The organism is Microbulbifer elongatus (assembly GCF_021165935.1).
GTDB classification, from domain to species: Bacteria; Pseudomonadota; Gammaproteobacteria; order Pseudomonadales; family Cellvibrionaceae; genus Microbulbifer; species Microbulbifer elongatus.
Map to the genome: position 1 here is coordinate 2,985,713 of NZ_CP088953.1, position 16,819 is coordinate 3,002,531.

General features: G+C 59.5%; 14 protein-coding genes. 10 read left to right on the forward strand and 4 right to left on the reverse strand.

The window, feature by feature from the left end; genetic code table 11:
- Positions 1-137: 137 nt before the first annotated feature.
- Complete coding sequence (locus tag LRR79_RS12250; protein WP_231757490.1) at positions 138-482, forward strand: DUF962 domain-containing protein; 345 nt, start codon at positions 138-140, stop codon at positions 480-482.
- Here the strand turns inward: LRR79_RS12250 and LRR79_RS12255 are convergent.
- Entirely contained in the window at positions 479-1,933 is a 1,455-nt protein-coding gene (locus tag LRR79_RS12255; RefSeq protein ID WP_231757491.1) for a TyrR/PhhR family helix-turn-helix DNA-binding protein, read from the reverse strand. The genes LRR79_RS12250 and LRR79_RS12255 overlap by 4 nt on opposite strands.
- A gap of 218 nt (positions 1,934-2,151) precedes the next feature.
- Here LRR79_RS12255 and phhA point away from each other — a divergent pair, with 218 nt between their 5' ends.
- The 6 genes from phhA (at position 2,152) to LRR79_RS12285 (ending at position 8,280) form a co-directional block, all read left to right on the forward strand.
- Complete coding sequence (phhA, locus tag LRR79_RS12260; RefSeq protein ID WP_231757492.1) at positions 2,152-2,949, forward strand: phenylalanine 4-monooxygenase; 798 nt, start codon at positions 2,152-2,154, stop codon at positions 2,947-2,949.
- Between the two features lie 305 nt (positions 2,950-3,254).
- Positions 3,255-3,725 carry an Lrp/AsnC family transcriptional regulator gene (locus LRR79_RS12265; RefSeq protein WP_231757493.1) on the forward strand — a complete coding sequence of 157 codons (471 nt, stop codon included), beginning with the start codon at positions 3,255-3,257 and terminating at the stop codon, positions 3,723-3,725.
- Between the two features lie 71 nt (positions 3,726-3,796).
- Complete coding sequence (locus LRR79_RS12270; RefSeq protein ID WP_231757494.1) at positions 3,797-5,476, forward strand: aminotransferase class V-fold PLP-dependent enzyme; 1,680 nt, start codon at positions 3,797-3,799, stop codon at positions 5,474-5,476.
- Between the two features lie 163 nt (positions 5,477-5,639).
- Positions 5,640-6,809: a cation:proton antiporter gene (locus LRR79_RS12275; protein ID WP_231757495.1), complete on the forward strand. Its 1,170-nt coding sequence runs from the start codon at positions 5,640-5,642 to the stop codon at positions 6,807-6,809.
- 209 nt (positions 6,810-7,018) lie between these two features.
- Positions 7,019-7,771: a cytochrome c oxidase assembly protein gene (locus LRR79_RS12280; RefSeq protein WP_231757496.1), complete on the forward strand. Its 753-nt coding sequence runs from the start codon at positions 7,019-7,021 to the stop codon at positions 7,769-7,771.
- A complete protein-coding gene (locus LRR79_RS12285; protein ID WP_231757497.1) occupies positions 7,768-8,280 on the forward strand; it encodes a CopD family protein in 513 nt (170 codons plus the stop codon). Before LRR79_RS12280 ends, LRR79_RS12285 begins: the two co-directional genes overlap by 4 nt.
- Here LRR79_RS12285 and LRR79_RS12290 read toward each other — a convergent pair.
- Positions 8,247-8,822, reverse strand: a complete 576-nt coding sequence (locus LRR79_RS12290; RefSeq protein ID WP_231757498.1) for a DUF2231 domain-containing protein — start codon at positions 8,820-8,822, stop codon at positions 8,247-8,249. The genes LRR79_RS12285 and LRR79_RS12290 overlap by 34 nt on opposite strands.
- Before the next feature lie 60 nt (positions 8,823-8,882).
- Between LRR79_RS12290 and LRR79_RS12295 the strand changes: the two genes are divergently transcribed.
- From LRR79_RS12295 to LRR79_RS12305, 3 genes are read left to right on the forward strand one after another with little or no spacing between them, the layout of a single operon-like run.
- Positions 8,883-9,497: a cytochrome c oxidase subunit II gene (locus LRR79_RS12295; protein WP_231757499.1), complete on the forward strand. Its 615-nt coding sequence runs from the start codon at positions 8,883-8,885 to the stop codon at positions 9,495-9,497.
- Entirely contained in the window at positions 9,494-12,010 is a 2,517-nt protein-coding gene (ctaD, locus tag LRR79_RS12300) for a cytochrome c oxidase subunit I (protein ID WP_231757500.1), read from the forward strand. The genes LRR79_RS12295 and ctaD overlap by 4 nt, the downstream gene beginning before the upstream one ends.
- On the forward strand, positions 12,007-12,324 hold the full coding sequence (locus LRR79_RS12305) for a hypothetical protein (RefSeq protein WP_231757501.1): 318 nt from the start codon (positions 12,007-12,009) through the stop codon (positions 12,322-12,324). The genes ctaD and LRR79_RS12305 overlap by 4 nt, the downstream gene beginning before the upstream one ends.
- 71 nt (positions 12,325-12,395) lie before the next feature.
- Here the strand turns inward: LRR79_RS12305 and LRR79_RS12310 are convergent, their stop codons facing one another.
- Together LRR79_RS12310 and LRR79_RS12315 are read right to left on the reverse strand one after the other, a co-directional pair.
- Positions 12,396-15,539: an efflux RND transporter permease subunit gene (locus LRR79_RS12310; protein WP_231757502.1), complete on the reverse strand. Its 3,144-nt coding sequence runs from the start codon at positions 15,537-15,539 to the stop codon at positions 12,396-12,398.
- Positions 15,540-15,556: 17 nt separating this feature from the next.
- The gene (locus LRR79_RS12315) at positions 15,557-16,813 is read right to left on the reverse strand and encodes an efflux RND transporter periplasmic adaptor subunit (RefSeq protein ID WP_231757503.1); all 1,257 of its coding nucleotides are present in this window, start codon (positions 16,811-16,813) and stop codon (positions 15,557-15,559) included.
- Positions 16,814-16,819 lie beyond the last annotated feature (6 nt).

Genomic DNA, 16,819 nt, shown 5'->3' on the forward strand with positions numbered 1-16,819 from the left:
CGAAATCCGATAGCTAAACGGCCCGATCGCGGCCGCCATGTCCGTTTCAGACCAGCGGGCGCCCCGTGCTTCTGGTTAGAATCGGGAGTATCAACCTTCGCCCAGATGACAATAATCCATAAAAACAGGATAGCGAGATGGCAGACAACACCATGCAGGATTCAAGAGGTCACTCAGAGGCACCGCGTTTTGATTCGTTCCGCGACTTCTACCCGTTTTACCTGAAAGAGCACAGCAACCTCACCTGCCGCAGATTGCACTTTGTGGGTACCGCCCTGGTCATCGGTCTGGTCGCCACCGCCATTACCACACAGAACTGGCCGTTGTTGTACGCAGTACCACTCGCCGGATACGGATTTGCCTGGGTTGGCCATTTCTTTTTCGAACACAACCGCCCAGCCACTTTCAAAAATCCCTTTTACTCCCTGTGGGGGGACTTTGTGATGTTCAAGGACATGCTGATCGGCAAGATCGAGCGCTAGTCGGCGGTCAGCCCATATTTCCGCAGTTTGTTGGCCACGGCGGTATGGGAAATCCCCAGCCGCCGGGCAAGGGTGCGGCTGGAGCGCTGCCCCTTTGGCAGAGTCTCCAGCAATTCCTCGAGAATCCCCCGCTCTACCTTTTCCATCTGCTCTGTCAGGGTCAATCCGCGTCCCCAGTCGGTCCAACGCGCCGGTGGCGATACGCGATCCGGTAGCGCCGGGAAATCCTGCGCACAGAGCTGCGTTCCAGAGCGTGCCCTCAGGTGTGCCAGCGCACCGCTCAGCTGTGCTTGCAGGCCGGTAAAATTCGTCGGCCAGTCTCTGGTTTGCAGCACACGGAACACCGCGTGCCCGGCCTCATCTTCCGTCCACAGATCGTCGCGCTGCTCTCCGCGGCTGTGGGCAATCTGATCCGTCATCAAGCGCGCGAATCGCGGTATCGCCGGGCGCATGCCCCGCAGCGATGGCAACCGGATCTGATGGGTGGAAAACAACTGCTGCAGCACCGGTAACAGAGCATCCCAGTGGGTGGCGCTGAGCATGATGTGCGGCATAAAACGCCGGTGCAGCAGCGCGTCCGCGAGAAGCCGCTGGCTGTCGACAGACGCACCATCGACATCGTCCAGCAGTACGACGGCCTCGGCATCGACCTGCAGAAGGAGTGCGATATCGGCGGGTGCCAGCTTTCCCCCACTACCGCGATACACCCTGCCCCGCTCTGCCAGCGGGCTGAGGTAATAGGCCGCGTGCAGAAACGTGGTCTTGCCGGCGCCGCGCTCCCCGAGAATCATCAGTGGCGCATTCTGCGGTGCCAGCTGCTGTAACTGCAGGCAGCAGTCGCGACGCAGGTCCAGGTCCCAGAGCACCTGGGGGGGCGGCGGCGATTGAGTCAGCGTACCGGCGCGCCCATCGGTTGCAGCCTCCGGGGAAACGTCCGGTTGCTGCTGCAGGGTCAACACGGCGCCGGCCAGGGACGCAACGGCCCCGGGCTGGTCATTCAGCGTAATGGGAGACCAGTCGAGGGTGAACGGGCGCCCGCGCACGGTGACCGGAAACCCGTAGCGGGGTGCCGTCAGTCCACGCAGCAGCTCCTCCAGCTGCAGGCGCGGCAGGAAACGCTGCAGCTGCATTCCCGACACCTGCTCCACACTCACCCCAAAAGCCCGTGCGGCGGCCAGGTTGGCGGCAACGATGCGCCCCTCACCATCCACCGAGAGTACCGGGTCGGAGACGTGTCGCAGCAGTGTATCCAGCTCAAAGTGCCGCCGTTCCGAGGGAATCAACCCGATGCGACGCACCCGACGCACCCCGGGCACCCCCTGCAGGGCCTTTTCGATGGACTGGAATTGCGTGGCCAGCAGTCCCGGTGCCGACAGGTAAACCTTGTCTCCACTATCCCCACCAATCTCACCTGAACGCACGTTCACCCGAAAGTCCGTGAAGACAGCCATGATTTCCTGAAGGATACCCACACGATCGCTACATGTAATCTCGACTCTCATAGTCCAACTGTAAACTTATGTTTACAAAAAGTGTAGCCCGCGGGCGGTCCCGGGCCCGAGTTTGGCTGCCTGTCCCCTGCCACCAGCCCACCGCGATGTCTAAGAATAGAGAGACGATAACAACAGATGTGGCGGCATATTTCTGACCGCCCACCGCGGAGACAGTCATGAGCAGCAAAAAGCCCAGTAAATACGTGGCCCGTGAACCCGATGCCAACGGCGTTATCGCCTATACGGATCAGGAACATCAAACCTGGCAGCGCCTGATCGAACGGCAGCTACAGGTGATCCCCGGCCGCGCCTGTGATGAATACCTGCACGGCCTGGAACTTCTCAATCTGCCCCGGGAGCGAATCCCGCAACTGGAGGAAGTGAGCCGAATTCTCCGCCGTGAGACCGGCTGGGAGTGCGCTCGGGTGCCGGCACTGATTGGCTTTGAGACCTTTTTCCGCTTGCTGTCCGAGCGCAGGTTTCCGGTGGCCACTTTTATCCGCTCTCCAGAAGAGTTCGACTACCTTCAGGAACCGGATATTTTCCACGAAATTTTTGGCCACTGCGCCATGCTCACCAATCCGGCGTTCGCCAACTTTACCCAGAAGTACGGTGAGCTGGGCCTGAAGGCATCTCCGAAAGAGCGCGCGTACCTTGCCCGCCTCTACTGGTTTACGGTGGAGTTCGGCCTGTTGAATGGCAAAGACGGCCTGCGTATTTATGGTGGCGGTATTCTGTCGTCGCCAAAAGAGACTCTGTACGCCCTCAGTGACGAGCCGGTGCGCGCGCCATTCGATGTCGTGGATACCCTGCGCACCCCCTACCGTATCGATATTGTGCAGCCCATCTATTATGTCCTGAACGACCTCGAGGACCTCCAGCAGCTTACCGAAATCGACCTCATGGCGCGGGTGCGGGAAGCCATGGCCGCCGGACTCTTCGAGCCGATGTTCCCGCCCAAAGAAGCCGCCTGAAAGTCGTCCAGAAGGACGGAGGAGCGGCAAAACAAAATTCCTACAACTCCCCTGTGGATTGGCCGGGCATTGCCCGGCTTTTTTGATGGCAGGTGGCGCAGGGAAAAATTCCACTACTGATCTGTAAATACTGAGATTATCGTTACGGGCAAGACACGGGGCACAGCAAACGATTCTTCAAAGGCCCGCCAATGTCGGATCTCGCTGTGCCTTTCAGAATGACCGGGGTATTTTGTTGCAATGGAGCGCAGACTTAAGGCTGCAGATGGAACCGATCCCCGCGTTTTTGGGAGCACCGTAGCATTATGTCCTCACTCGACGCGATTGATCGACAACTTCTTGCCATTCTTCAATCTGATGTTAGCCTCTCCATCGAAGAGCTGGCCGAGCGTGTGGGTCTTACCAAGACACCCTGCTGGCGCCGGATTCAGAAACTGGAGAAAAGTGGCATTATCCGGCGCAAAGTGGCTTTGCTGGATGCCGAAGTACTCGGCCTGCCGGTTTCGGTTTTTGCGCAGGTGAAAACCAATCAGCACACCGCGGAGTGGGCGGACTCATTCGCTCGCGCCATGGCTGAACTGCCGGAGGTGGTCGACTGCTACCGCATGGCCGGCGACTACGATTATGTTCTGCGTATTGTGGTCAGCGATGTGGCAGCCTATGACCGCTTTTACAAAAAGCTGATCAGCCATTCCGGCATTTCCGATGTCTCCTCCACCTTTGCCATGGAGCAGATCAAGAGCACCACGGAGCTACCCATACCGACTGGTGAATAGCACCCGCTCAATGACTGTCTCTGAATAACGCCCGCGGGTGATCCTCGCGGGCGCAGTACATTGAGGTTGCGATGAACAATTCGACCAATAACGCCGTACGCCAGCCACAAGCTGCGTTACCTTCCACACCGGAAACCGATGCACTGCTACAACGCATTCGCGACAACGTCATTGGCGAGCGCATGCCGATGGACACGCCTTTTGGCCAGCGTCCGCTGGTGTACGCAGACTACACGGCATCGGGCCGCGCGCTGCAGTTTATTGAGGATGCCATTCGTCATCAGGTATTGCCCTGGTACGCCAACACCCATACCGAAACCTCCGCCACCGGACGTCAGACCACCGCGTTTCGCGAGCAGGCCCGCGCGGCTGTACGCCATTCTGTAAATGCCGGTGATGACCACGCGATTATTTTCTGCGGCTCCGGCGCTACCGCCGCAGTGAACCGGCTGGTCGATTGCCTGGGGCTGCGCAAAGATTGCTACGAGCGGTTTGGCGGCACCGCCGGCAACATTACCGATTGTAAACGCCCCGTCGTCTTTATCGGCCCCTACGAACACCACTCCAACGATCTGCCCTGGCGGGAATCGATTGCAGAAGTGGTCACCATTCCCCAGAACGACCTGGGCGGCGTTGACCTTGATGCACTGCAAAACGCCCTCGATCAATACGCCGACCGCCCGCTGAAAATTGGCAGCTTCTCGGCGGCATCCAACGTCACGGGCATCCGCACCGACGTCGATGCGGTTACCCGACTGCTGCATCAAAACAATGCCCTGTCGTTCTGGGACTACGCAGCGGCGGCGCCCTACGTCGCCATCGATACCCGCGGGGATGATGGGCTGACCAGCAAAGACGCCCTGTTTATCTCCCCCCACAAGTTCATCGGCGGCCCGGGTACCCCGGGCATCCTGATCCTGCGGCGCAACCTGCTGCCGGAAAACCAGCCAGCGGTAACCGGCGGCGGCACTGTGTCCTGGGTAAGTCCCGGGCGACACACCTATCTTCCTGCCGGCGAGCGCCGCGAGGAAGCCGGTACTCCGGCAATCGTGGAGTCCGTGCGCGCCGGCATGGCGTTTGCGCTCAAGGACCAGGTGGGAGCCGACACCATTGAAGCCCGGGAAGACCATTGGCTCGCCCGCGCCTTTGCGCGCTGGAGTGAAAACCCGAATATTCAGATCCTGGGCGGTACCGAAGCCAAGCGTGTCAGCATCGTTTCCCTGCATTTGCTGCACGATGGGAAACCGCTCCACCACGGTTTTGTCGTCGCCCTGTTGAATGACCTGTTCGGTATCCAGGTACGTGGCGGCTGTTCCTGTGCGGGCCCCTACGGACACCACCTGCTGCATCTCACCGATGAGCAGAGCACCGCCATTGAAAAGCTGGTGAGTGAAGGGGAAAGCATTCTGAAACCCGGCTGGGTGCGCCTGAACTTCAATTACTTCCTGGATGTAGAAACCGTGGACTACCTGATCGACGCAATCGACCTTATTGCCGAGCACGGTTACCGCATGCTGCCCTTCTATCAATACGACGCAAGCCACGGCGTATGGCGTTATCAGGGAATGGAAGCGGCAGCGCCCATCGCACTGGGATTTGATATGGGGGGCGGCGCGCCGGAAAAAGTGGCAACGCCCCTGCATGAGTTTATTGAGCAGGCCAGAGCCATTCTGGCGAATCCGCCTGGGGCGATCTGTGAGCAGCCAGTGCTGTCAAAAGAAGGGGAACTACTGCGCTGGTTTCCACTTTAACGAGAATCGTCATACCGGCGAATGCCGGTATCCGTCCCCACAGAATCTGAATGCCGGATAAAGTCCGGCATGACGCTCGATCAGCGCCACGCTTGAAACGGCATACACTCCCCGCCGATAATGACTGCCTGAGCCACAACCCAGTCTGCTACAAGGATGCGCAGTGCCTGAGACCTCCCTGTTCCAGTCGTTTTTTCTGATCTTCAGCGGCGCCGCGGTTCTTGCATCCCTCGCCCTGTGGGGGCGCCAACCCCTGTTGGTGGCCTACATTGCCCTCGGCTGTCTGCTCGGGCCGTCGGTTTTCGGGGTAATCGACAATGTGGCACTGATGGCGGAGATGTCGAGCATCGGTATCATTTTCCTGCTGTTTCTGCTCGGACTCGACATGCAACCGAAAGCGCTCATTTCGGTTCTGCGCAAGGCCACCTTCGTCGGCCTGATCAGTTGCGCCCTGTTTCTCGGGCTTGGCTATGGTATTGGGCATCTGTTCGGCTTTACCGACACGGAATCCTGGGTGATCGGTATGGCGATGATGTTTTCCAGCACCATCATCGGTATCAAGCTCCTCCCGACCACCGTACTGCACCACAAACATCTGGGTGAAATGATGGTGGGCCTGCTGCTGTTTCAGGATTTCGTGGCCATCGTCTGCCTGATGATTCTGTTGAGCGGTAGTACCGGCTCCGTCGACTTCGCGCGACTGGGCACGTCCTTCGCCGCCCTGCCCCTACTGATCGCCTTCGCCTGGGCTGCGGTGCGTTATGTCTTACAACCGCTGCTGGCAAAATTCGACCGTTTCCACGAGTACGTATTCCTGCTCGCGCTCGGCTGGTGTATGGGCGTGGCAGAACTGGCCGAGGTCGTGGGACTGTCCCGGGAGATCGGCGCCTTTATCGCCGGCATCACCCTCGCCACCAGCCCGATATCCCAGTACATCGCCATCAGTCTGAAGCCGCTGCGGGACTTCTTCCTGATCCTGTTCTTTTTCAGCCTTGGAGCCCAGTTCCACCTGGATATGGTGCCGGAAATCGCCATCCCCGCGCTCGTGGCCGCCACTGCGGTACTGGCGATCAAGCCCGTGGTGTTCCGCTACCTGCTGGGGCAACAGAGTGAACGGAAAATTTTGGCCTGGGATATCGGCTTTCGCCTGGGGCAGATCAGTGAGTTTTCGTTGCTGATTGCCTTTTTGGCGGTGAGCCAGCAATTGATTGGCAGCAAAGCGTCACACCTGATTCAGGCCACCGCAATTCTTACCTTCCTGGTCTCTTCCTATATCGTGGTGTTGAACTTCCCGAACCCGATTGCAATCAAGGATCACTTGCGCCGGGATTAGATAGCCGATGGTGCCCCCGGCACAGCAGGTCACGCCCCCTCTCTCCCCGATCAGCAAACAGCAATTTACGTAGGTTGCGACGCCACCGGCGCGGCGATTCGCTGATGGGCCGCCCTTTAGGATCTACGCTTGTTACTTTGCCGCCGAACTCAGCTGCCGTGAGAATTCGGAAATAGACTGCTTGGGACCTCGACATCAACTGGGCAATTATGACCGACGTCGTGAAAAACAGCGGAATCGGGCCGGACAGTTTCTACCGGACCTATTGCGGGGACCCACCGCCGCCGGAGAGCCTGTGGGCGCACTGGAATTTCGACCCATTCGTCCTGTGCTTTCTGGGGTTACTACTGTATTTTGCCTGCCGGTCTCCACGACACTATACCGGGTTGGCGGCGACCGCGGTTTTGTTTATCACCTTTGTCTCCCCTCTCTGTGCTCTGTCGTCCGCGCTCTTTTCTGCACGGGTAGCGCATCATGTTCTTTTGTTTACGGTTGCGGCCCCGCTTCTGGCAGCGTTTGCACCGACCCGGCGCGCTACCACCACAGCCGGTGCAGCGTTTGTCGTCTCATCGCTGATACTGTGGGTTTGGCATGCACCACCACTTTATGATTTGGCGCTCTCCCACGTTGGCGTTTACTGGCTGATGCAAGCCAGCTTACTGTTGAGTGCGGTCTGGTTTTGGCGGGTGGTTCTGGATGCGCGGCGACCGGCCGTTCAGTCCATATACCTCACCGTGGCCGGGCTCACTCAGATGGGATTGCTGGGCGCTCTGTTAACCTTCGCGCCGGAACCGCTGTACGCCGCCCATGCCAGTGCATCGCTGGCCTGGGGGTTGACCCCACTGGCGGATCAGCAACTGGCGGGATTGATCATGTGGGTTCCTGCGATTGTGCCCTACATCATCGTCGGCGCTTGGCGGGCGCACTCAGCCTGGTCGCAGCTTTTGGACCGGACCGCATGATCGAACTCCTGATTGCGCTCATTCCACTTTTTAAAGCCGTGCACATTTTCGCGCTGATTATCTGGTGCGGCGGTCTGGTTACCCTGCCCCTCATGATCGCCCATCATGACCCAACCGATAGTGGTGAGGATTATCGGCGCATCCGCCAGGCCACCCATCAAGCCTATATCTTCTGTGTCACCCCGGCGGCGGTAACAACGGTAGTGATCGGTACCTGGCTGATCTTTTTGCGGGGAGTATTTGAGCCGTGGTTTTACGGCAAGCTGCTGTTTGTTGCGCTGATGGTTTTCGCTCATGCCTGGATCGGGCACATCATCGTAGAGGTGGCGGAAACCAAGGGTCGCACGCGCATACCAGAACCGCTCATCACCCTGATGGCGATTCTTCTGCCAATGGCGGCAGTACTGTTTCTGGTGTTGGCCAAGCCGGATTTGTCGGGTATTGAATTGCCCGAGTGGCTACGCGAGACCCGGGATCACCCATTGCCTTTCGAAATCCCCAAACGATAGTCAAATACAAGCTTGCCGCCATGCCAACCTGTTACGATCACGAGCACAACGGCCAGAGCCGACAGCAGAATGCCATACGGCAGAACGCCCGCTTCGTAGCCAGACAGCCGCTGGCCCCAGTTTGCGCCCAACAGCGAAAGCAGCATCACGGCGATGATCGAATGGGTCCAGGGGGCTGCACGGGCGCGAATTCCGCTGACGAGCAGCAGCTCAAACAAGCCTGTAAACCCGGCCAACATGCCGAAGAAAAAACCGGTCCCAGCGGCCCAGATGGCCGCCCTCGCCAGAAAGGGCTCCCCGGTGAACCAGTACAGGCAGTCTGCGCCAAAGGTGCAAAAGGTGAGCGCCACAGGAAAGGCGACACTCATGGCATGTATGGGGTGACCCCAGATAGCGACACGGGATTCGGTCGCGTTGTAACCGGGTGTTTCTTCGATGGGGTCACGAAAACAACCGTCTGGCTGCACGCTTGCTTCCTGCTCTTGCGGCATTTCCGTTTCCACGGGCTGCTGTGCGCCTGGCTTGGAGGACGATTCAGACATGGTAAGCCCCTGATATTTTTTCCGCTTATCGTACTGGCTGGCTGCCAAGGATCCCTGTCAGTGCTCGACCCAGTAGGCCCTGCGGCCACTGAGATCAATACGCTTTGGTGGATCATGCTAGCGGGATCCGCCTTGATCGCCATTATTGTAGCAGCGCTCATCTGGCGAAGTTTTTACAGTACTCCCAACCCCGACAAACCGCGGAGCCGCACCCTGCGCATCTGGATCCACGGCCTGGGCCTGGCCTTTCCGATCAGTGTACTCGCGGCCCTGCTGATCTATGCACTCGTAGTCGGCGAGCGCCTGCTGCCACATCACGATACGCAGGTTGTGAGAGTCCACGCGATCGCGCAGCAGTGGCGCTGGCAGTTTACCTACGCCGAGCGCCCGAACTATGTCAGCGAGGGCATATTGCACATTCCCGCCGGACGCCCGGTGGATGTGGCCATTACCACCCGAGATGTCATTCACAGCTTCTGGGTACCGCGCCTCGCCGGAAAACTCGATGCGATTCCCGGCCACGTCAATACGCTTCGGATCGAGGCCGACGCACCCGGTCTGTATCACGGCCAGAGCGCGGAGTTTTCCGGCGCTGGGTACACCGGCCATACATTTGTTGTGCAAGCCCACAGCGCCGCGGATTGGGCCCGCTTCCTTGCCGGAGAGTCGATGTGAACGCCCTGAAACGCCATCGCTTGTTGACCCAAATCTGGGCATCGGACCCGGGGTGGAAACGCTGTTTTACCACGGTCAGTCACACCGACCTCGGTCGTATGTTTCTGGCGGCGGCTTTCTTCTTTTTTGCGGTTGGCGGCGTGCTCGCCATGCTCATTCGCGCGCAACTGGCCAGCCCACACGCCGCCTTCATGGGGCCTGATATTTACAATCAGGTTTTCACCATGCATGGCACCATGATGATGTTCCTGTTTGCGATTCCCGCGTTCGAGGGTCTGGCAGTCTACCTGTTGCCGAAAATGCTGGGCGCGCGCGACCTGGCCTTCCCCAGGCTCACTGCGTATGGATTCTGGTGTTACGCCTTTGGCGGATCGATGATGCTGATTTCCATGTTGGTTGGCCTGGCACCTGACGGCGGCTGGTTTATGTATCCTCCACTGACGGGCGCGGCGGCATCACCGGGAATCAATACCGATGTCTGGCTGCTTGGCGTCACCTTTGTGGAAATCTCCGCGATCTGTGCGGCAGTAGAGCTCTGCGTGTCGATTCTGAAATTTCGCGCACCGGGTATGTCGCTGGACAAAATGCCGATTTTTGCCTGGTATGCGCTGGTGACCGCGCTGATGATTTTAACCGGCTTCCCGCCGCTGATTCTGGGCTCCATACTACTGGAGCTGGAGCGCGCTTTCGGTCTTCCCTTTTTTGATACCGCCCTGGGGGGCGACAGCCTGCTGTGGCAACACTTGTTCTGGCTGTTCGGGCATCCTGAGGTCTATATCATTTTTCTACCCGCGGCCGGGCTGATATCAACCATCATCCCTGTGATGTCGCGCACGCCTCTTCTTGCTTACGGGTGGGTTGTGGCGTCCATCGTGGCACTGGCCTTTCTCAGCTTTGGCCTCTGGGTTCACCACATGTTCGCCACCGGCATTCCCCATATGGGGGTTGCCTTTTTCTCTGCAGCCTCGACACTGGTGGCTGTTCCCACCGCAGTGCAGGTCTTCGCCTGGATTGGCACCATGTGGCAAGGGCGACCACAGCTGCACATGCCGATGCTCTATATACTGGGCTTCTTCGCCACCTTCGTGATTGGCGGGTTGACCGGTGTGATGCTGGCGATCGTTCCCTTTGACTGGCAGGCCCATGACACCGCTTTTGTAACCGCACACCTGCACTATGTGCTGTTTGGTGGTTTTGTTTTTCCAGTGCTGGCAGGACTTTATTACTACGCCCCGCTGGTCACCGGCAGACGACGTTTTTTCCGTATTGGTGAGTATGCGTTTGCCCTGGTATTTATCGGTTTCCACGGTACTTTTCTGGCGATGCACTGGGTCGGCCTGCTGGGCCAGAGACGGCGTATCTACACCTATGATGCGGACATGGGCTGGGGGGTGATCAATCTGATCTCGTCGGTTGGCAGTTTTGTACTCGCTATCGGTCTGGCGATGGTTTTACTCGACCTGGCGCTCAATGCCTATGTTGCCATTCGGGGAAAACGCAACCCCTGGCGGGCGGGCACTCTGGAGTGGTCCATGATGTTACCGCCCTCGACCTATAACTTCCCCAGCCTACCGCGGGTGACAAGCCGAGAACCGCTCATCGAAACACCCGATCTGCCCACACGCCTCGCCCGTGGGGTGGGCTATCTTGCGGTGCCACGCGATAACCGGCGGGAAATGCTCACCGTCAGTACCACTCGCGCTGAACCCGAGAGCCTCGTCATTTATCCCGGCAACACCGCATTGCCGATGTGCATGGCGGCCGTAACGGGGAGCTTTTTCCTATCCCTGCTGTTCAAGGTTTACTGGTTCACACCGTTTGCGGTGATTGGTGTCATTGCTCTCGCCTGGCGCTGGGTCTGGGGACTGGGCAGCCGAACCGATGAGGCAGATCAAAACATCGGTTTTGGTGAGACGGTGCCACATGCCACGCAGACAAACCGCTCTCAGGGTTGGTGGGGCAGCGCGTTTCTGATGATTGCCGATGCCACGCTGTTCGGCTCGCTGATTTTTGGCTACGCCTTTCTCTGGACCATTGCGCCCAACTGGCCGCCACCCCAATGGCTCGCATTCACGCTGTGGGAACCGCTGATCGGCGTTGCTGCGGCGGGACTGGCATTTTTCGCCGCCCGTCAGAGCCCCGGATGTATCCGGCAGGAGACATGCAAAACGGAAGGCACGACTCGCCGGTGGTTCCCCTGGCGGTTGTCCCCTCAGCTCGCGCTCGTCGGTCTGAGCACGCTGGCCGTCATTTTTGTCAATCTTCTGTGGCGCGCGCCCTCGCCGACGGAACACGCCTATGGCGCGGTGCTGTGTGTCATCAGCGCTTACGGACTGTTTCATGTGCTGCTGGCGATTCTGATGCTCGTCTTTTTTATTTTCCGCATCCGCCACGGCTTTATTTCCACACGCCGTCGCGCTGAAGTGGAAATCGTCCGCCTCTGGATCGACTACGCCGTGCTGATCGGCCTCGTCAGTCTTATGCTCATCCTCAGCCCAGTATTGTTCACATGAGCGACCTACTCCGCCTATTGATCGCACCACTTGTCTGGCTCGCCGCCTTCAGCGCGGTCTATGGCCTGCAGGGATTCGGCTGCGCCACGGAACTGAACGACGTAATCTTTGCTGGCGTACCGCTTATGCGCGCCGGGCTGATTCTTGTATGGGTGCTGACCATCGCAACCCTTGTCGGGATACTGGTCTGGCTAGAGCGAAGCTCCCCCATTCTCGAGTGGACATCCCGCATCAGCCGTATCACCGCCTGGGTCGCAATCGTGGCTTCGGTATGGGCGCTATTTCCCGTCACCTTTGCAAGTATCTGCAGCTAAGCGTCGCTGGCCGCTCAACACCAGGCCCACTCAGGCCACAATACCTGCAAAAGCGCGGGCCGGTTGGCTGCTCAGGTTCGCATCCCCCCCAACGTCCGGGCTTTCACCATGCTAAAAAACGCCGGAATGTCTTTCGAGAACATCAGAAATAAACAGGGCACCAGCAACAAGGAAATCGTGGTCGCCGCCAGAATCCCGTAGCCCAGTGAAATTGCCATCGGAATCATGAATTTCGCCTGCACCGAGGTTTCAAAAATCATCGGCATCAAACCGCAGAAAGTGGTTACGGTGGTCAGGATGATCGGGCGGAAACGGCGGGCGGCGGCCGCTTTGATGGCCTCGGTGATGGGCATACCCTCCCCGCGCAGACGGTTGCCATACTCGATCATGACCAGCGTATCGTTGATGACCACTCCCGCAAGGGCCACCATGCCCAGCAGGCTGACCATACTGAGGCCGTAGCCCATCACCAGATGCCCGAGAATCGCACCGATGACACCAAACGGAATGGCCACCATCACCGTGAGCGGCTGAATATAACTTTTTAGCGGAATGGCCAGCAGGAAGTACAGCACCGCAAGGGTCAGAGAGAAGGTCAATCCCAGCGACGAGAGTCCCTCCCGCTCTTCTGCCTGACGCCCCTCATAGGAAATACTCAAGCCGGGAAACTGTGCACGCAGTTGCGGCATGGTGGTTTCGTTCAGCTCGTTGATCACCAGCGCCGCCTGATCAGCCGGCTCCACATTGGCGGTGACGGTCATTACCCGGCGGCCTTCCCGGCGGTTGATACCGGCATAAGCGCGCCCCTGGTCGATCACCACAAGATCCGGCAGGGGTAACCACAAGCCGTTACTCGCCTGGATCATGATGTTGTTGACATCGTCCAGTGTTACCCGCTCCTCCTCCGGAAGGCGCACCATGACTTTTACCTGATCCCGGCCTCGCTGCTGGCGCATCGCCTCGGCCCCATACAGGGATGCCCGCAGTTGACGCCCGATGTCCTCCGCGGTGAGGCCAAGGCTTTTCGCGGTATCGGTCAACGTAAGGTCCAGTTGCCGCTTGCCCTGGGAAACACCGGCGTCGATATCCCCCACCGCGGGAAATGCCTGTAGGGCCTCGGACAATTGCGTGGCGGCCTGCTCCAGCATATCGGTATCCGCATGGCGCAACTCTACGGTAAGCGCAGGCCCGGCACCCGGGCCGCCGCGGTCGCTGGCAAAACTGGAGCTGAGCGCACCGGGTACCGGCCCCACTTCCCGGCGCCAGCGCCGCACGAAGTCACCGGTAGAAATTTCGCGCTGATCCCCCGGTGTCAGATAGACATCCACCTGCACGGAGTCGTCGCGAATCAGCCCGCGCATGCCGATAAAGAAGCCCTCGCGGCCGGTCTCTTCGAGAATCCGATCCGCGGCCCCCATAATCTGGGAGCGCGCGCGCTCCAGCTGGGCCTCGGACGTACCCGGCGGAAACGTCACCTGGACCCGGCCGGAGTCCCGCTCTACCCGCGGCATGAGGGTAAAGCCCATACGTCCACTGGCGGCGTAGCCGGTCATCACGATCAGAATCGCCAGGGAAACCGAAATGGTGATGTAGCGGTGGCGCACACAGGCGTCGAGGACCGGCTTGAAGCGGTACTCCACAAACCGGTCCAGCCCCCGTGCAATCAGCTTCTGTCGGGCCGCGAGACGACGGGCAGAGCGGCTTTTATAGCCGCGCTTGGAATGGGCAAGGTGGGCGGGCAGGATATACAGTGCCTCCACCCAGGAAATCACAAACACGGACCCCACCACAAACGGAATCACACCGAAGATCTTGCCCATAAACCCGGGCAGTTCGGTCAGCGGGATGAACGCCACAATATTGGTGAGAATCGCAAAGGTCAGTGGCACCGCCACCTGACGGGCGCCGGCCACTGCCGCATCAAAATTACTGTAGCCCCGCTGGCGCCACTCATAAATGTTTTCCCCCGCGATGATCGCATCATCCACCACGATCCCCAGCGCGATAATAAAGGCGAACATACTCACCATATTGATGGAGATATCCATCGCCGGCAGGAACAGCAGCGCTCCGAGAAAGCTGATGGGAATGCCCAGGGTGACCCAGAAAGCGAGACGCAACTCCAGAAACGCGCCCAGTACCACGAACACCAGAAGCAGGCCGATAAAACCGTTTTTCAGCAGTAGCGAAAGGCGCTCCTTGAAGATTTCCGAGTCGTCATCGCGGACCGTCACATGCATACCCGGCGGCAGCGTCTGCTGCAGCTCTTCCAGCACTTCGTGGGTGGCATCGCTGACACTCATGGGCGTCTGATCGCCAATACGGAACACGTCGATACCGGCGGCAGGCTCGCCGTTAAACACCATATTGCGCGGCTCATCTACCAGCGCGTCCCGTATCGTGGCAACGTCTTTCAGACGCACGGTGCCGCCGCCCTCACTCTGCGCGATGGCAATATCGCCAAACTGTCGCGCCCAGTCTTTGCGCTCGGTGACCCGCACCAGAATCTCGCCGGCCTCCGACTTCACGCCACCGGCAGGTACGTCGACCGCGGCATTCCGCACCAGCTGGGCAATGCCGGCCAGGGTCAGGTTGTAACGGCGCAGGTCGTCCCGATGGACCTCAATCGCCACTTCAAAATCCCTGACCCCGTAGGCTTCCAGCTGGGTAATATCCGGGTGTGCTTCGAGCTTGTCATACACCTGCATGACGACAGCGCGCAAGGTGCGATCATCAACCTGCCCGTGCACCACCAGGTCCAGTACATCGCGTTTGCGTTCCGCCAGGCTCACCTGGGGCCGTTCGATATCCGAAGGGAAAGTGGACACCCGATCAATGGCGGCCTGCACATCCTGAAACACCTTGTTGGCGTTGGCGTCTTCATCCAGTTCCAGGGTCAGGCTGGCACTGCCCTCACCGGCACTGCCACGCAGCTCCTTGATCCCCTCCAGCCCGGTCACCGCCTGCTCTGCGGGGACCAGTACACCGCGCTCGACTTCCTCCGGGCTGGCACCGGGATAGGAAATACTGACACTCACCATGTCCAGGCTGAATTCCGGGAAGACTTCTTTCTTGATGGTCAGCGAGAAAATCAGACCGCCAATCAGAAATACCAGCATCAGCAGGTTGGCGGTCACATGGTTATGGGTCATCCACGCGATGGGCCCGTGACCGGTATCAATGGCCGGGCGCGGTCCGCGATGGGCTCTATCCATTGGGTCGTTCGGGTTACTCATCCGCGTTCACCATCGGTACCCTGTTGGCGGCTTTTCGGCGTATTGGCCGGCCGCGCCGGTGGTTCCCCCGCGCGCCTACGCGGGCGGCTGTCATTTGCGGCCTCGCCATCCTTCGCGGCGCCGGCGGTGCGCACGGGCATACCCTCGGTGACACTCGCCAGGCGCGTGGTAACGAGGACTTCGCCACCGCGCAGTCCACTGGCGAGAATGGCGAATTCATCGTCGTAGTGAGAGACCTGCACCGGCTGGATGCGGATCTTTCCATCGCGCACCACCCAGACCCGGTTGCCGTCTTGCAACGCGGTGAGCGGAATACGCACCTGCTGACCCGCAGCCTGACCGGTGATCTGCACCCGCGCCAGATCGTTGAGCAACAGTTGCGGAGTGCCGGCTTTTTTCATACCGAGGGGGTCATCCAGCTCAACCAGCACCCGCGCCAGCCGCCCCTGTTCCTCCAGTACCGGGATCACCCGCACGAACCGGCCTTCGCGGAAGATGGTCTCGGGCCACTGGCTGCCGCGAATCTGCACGGAGGCTTTGGGGGTATTGAGTTGCGGAAGCTGACGGGCCGGAACTTCCACCTCGATTTGAAACCGGTCGGCACCCGCCAGTGAATAGAGTACGGTTCCCGGGGCCACGCGATCGCCCACATCGACACTGCGGGACACAAGGAGTGCATTAAACGGTGCGCTAATTTCAGTAAGACGCAGGTCCCGCTCTGCCAGTTTTACCTGCGCCTGTGCCGCGTCCACCCGCGCACGGGCCGCCGCCAGTTGTGGCTCGCGCAATACCAGCGACTGGTCGGCATCCGGCAGCGAGCGTCCCAGTAATTCGAATTCTTCCTGGGCAACCAGTCGCTGCCCCTGCTCCTGCTGTAATTCCGCGCGCCGCTCCGCCAGCGTGCTGCGTGCGGACTGCAGTGCGAGCTCGTAGGGTTCGCGCTCGATGCGCATCATTGGCTGCCCTTTCGTCAGAGTCGACCCTGGCCCAAGGTCGTAATCCAGCCAGTCTACGCGCCCATCTACCTGTGGTTGTAAATCCACCTGCTCGCGGGCAGTGACCTTGCCAAGGGCATTAATGGTCAACGGAAACTGTCCGTACTCGGCAATGGCCACTTCCACCGTCAGCGGCGGCGTTTTGCGTTCCCCCCGCTGCATCGTGGGCTTTTCCCGCAGCAGCCAACTGGAGACGACGGACGCCAGCACGATCAGCAGGATCGGAATGGCGATATTCCAGTTGATTTTATTCAGCATGACAGC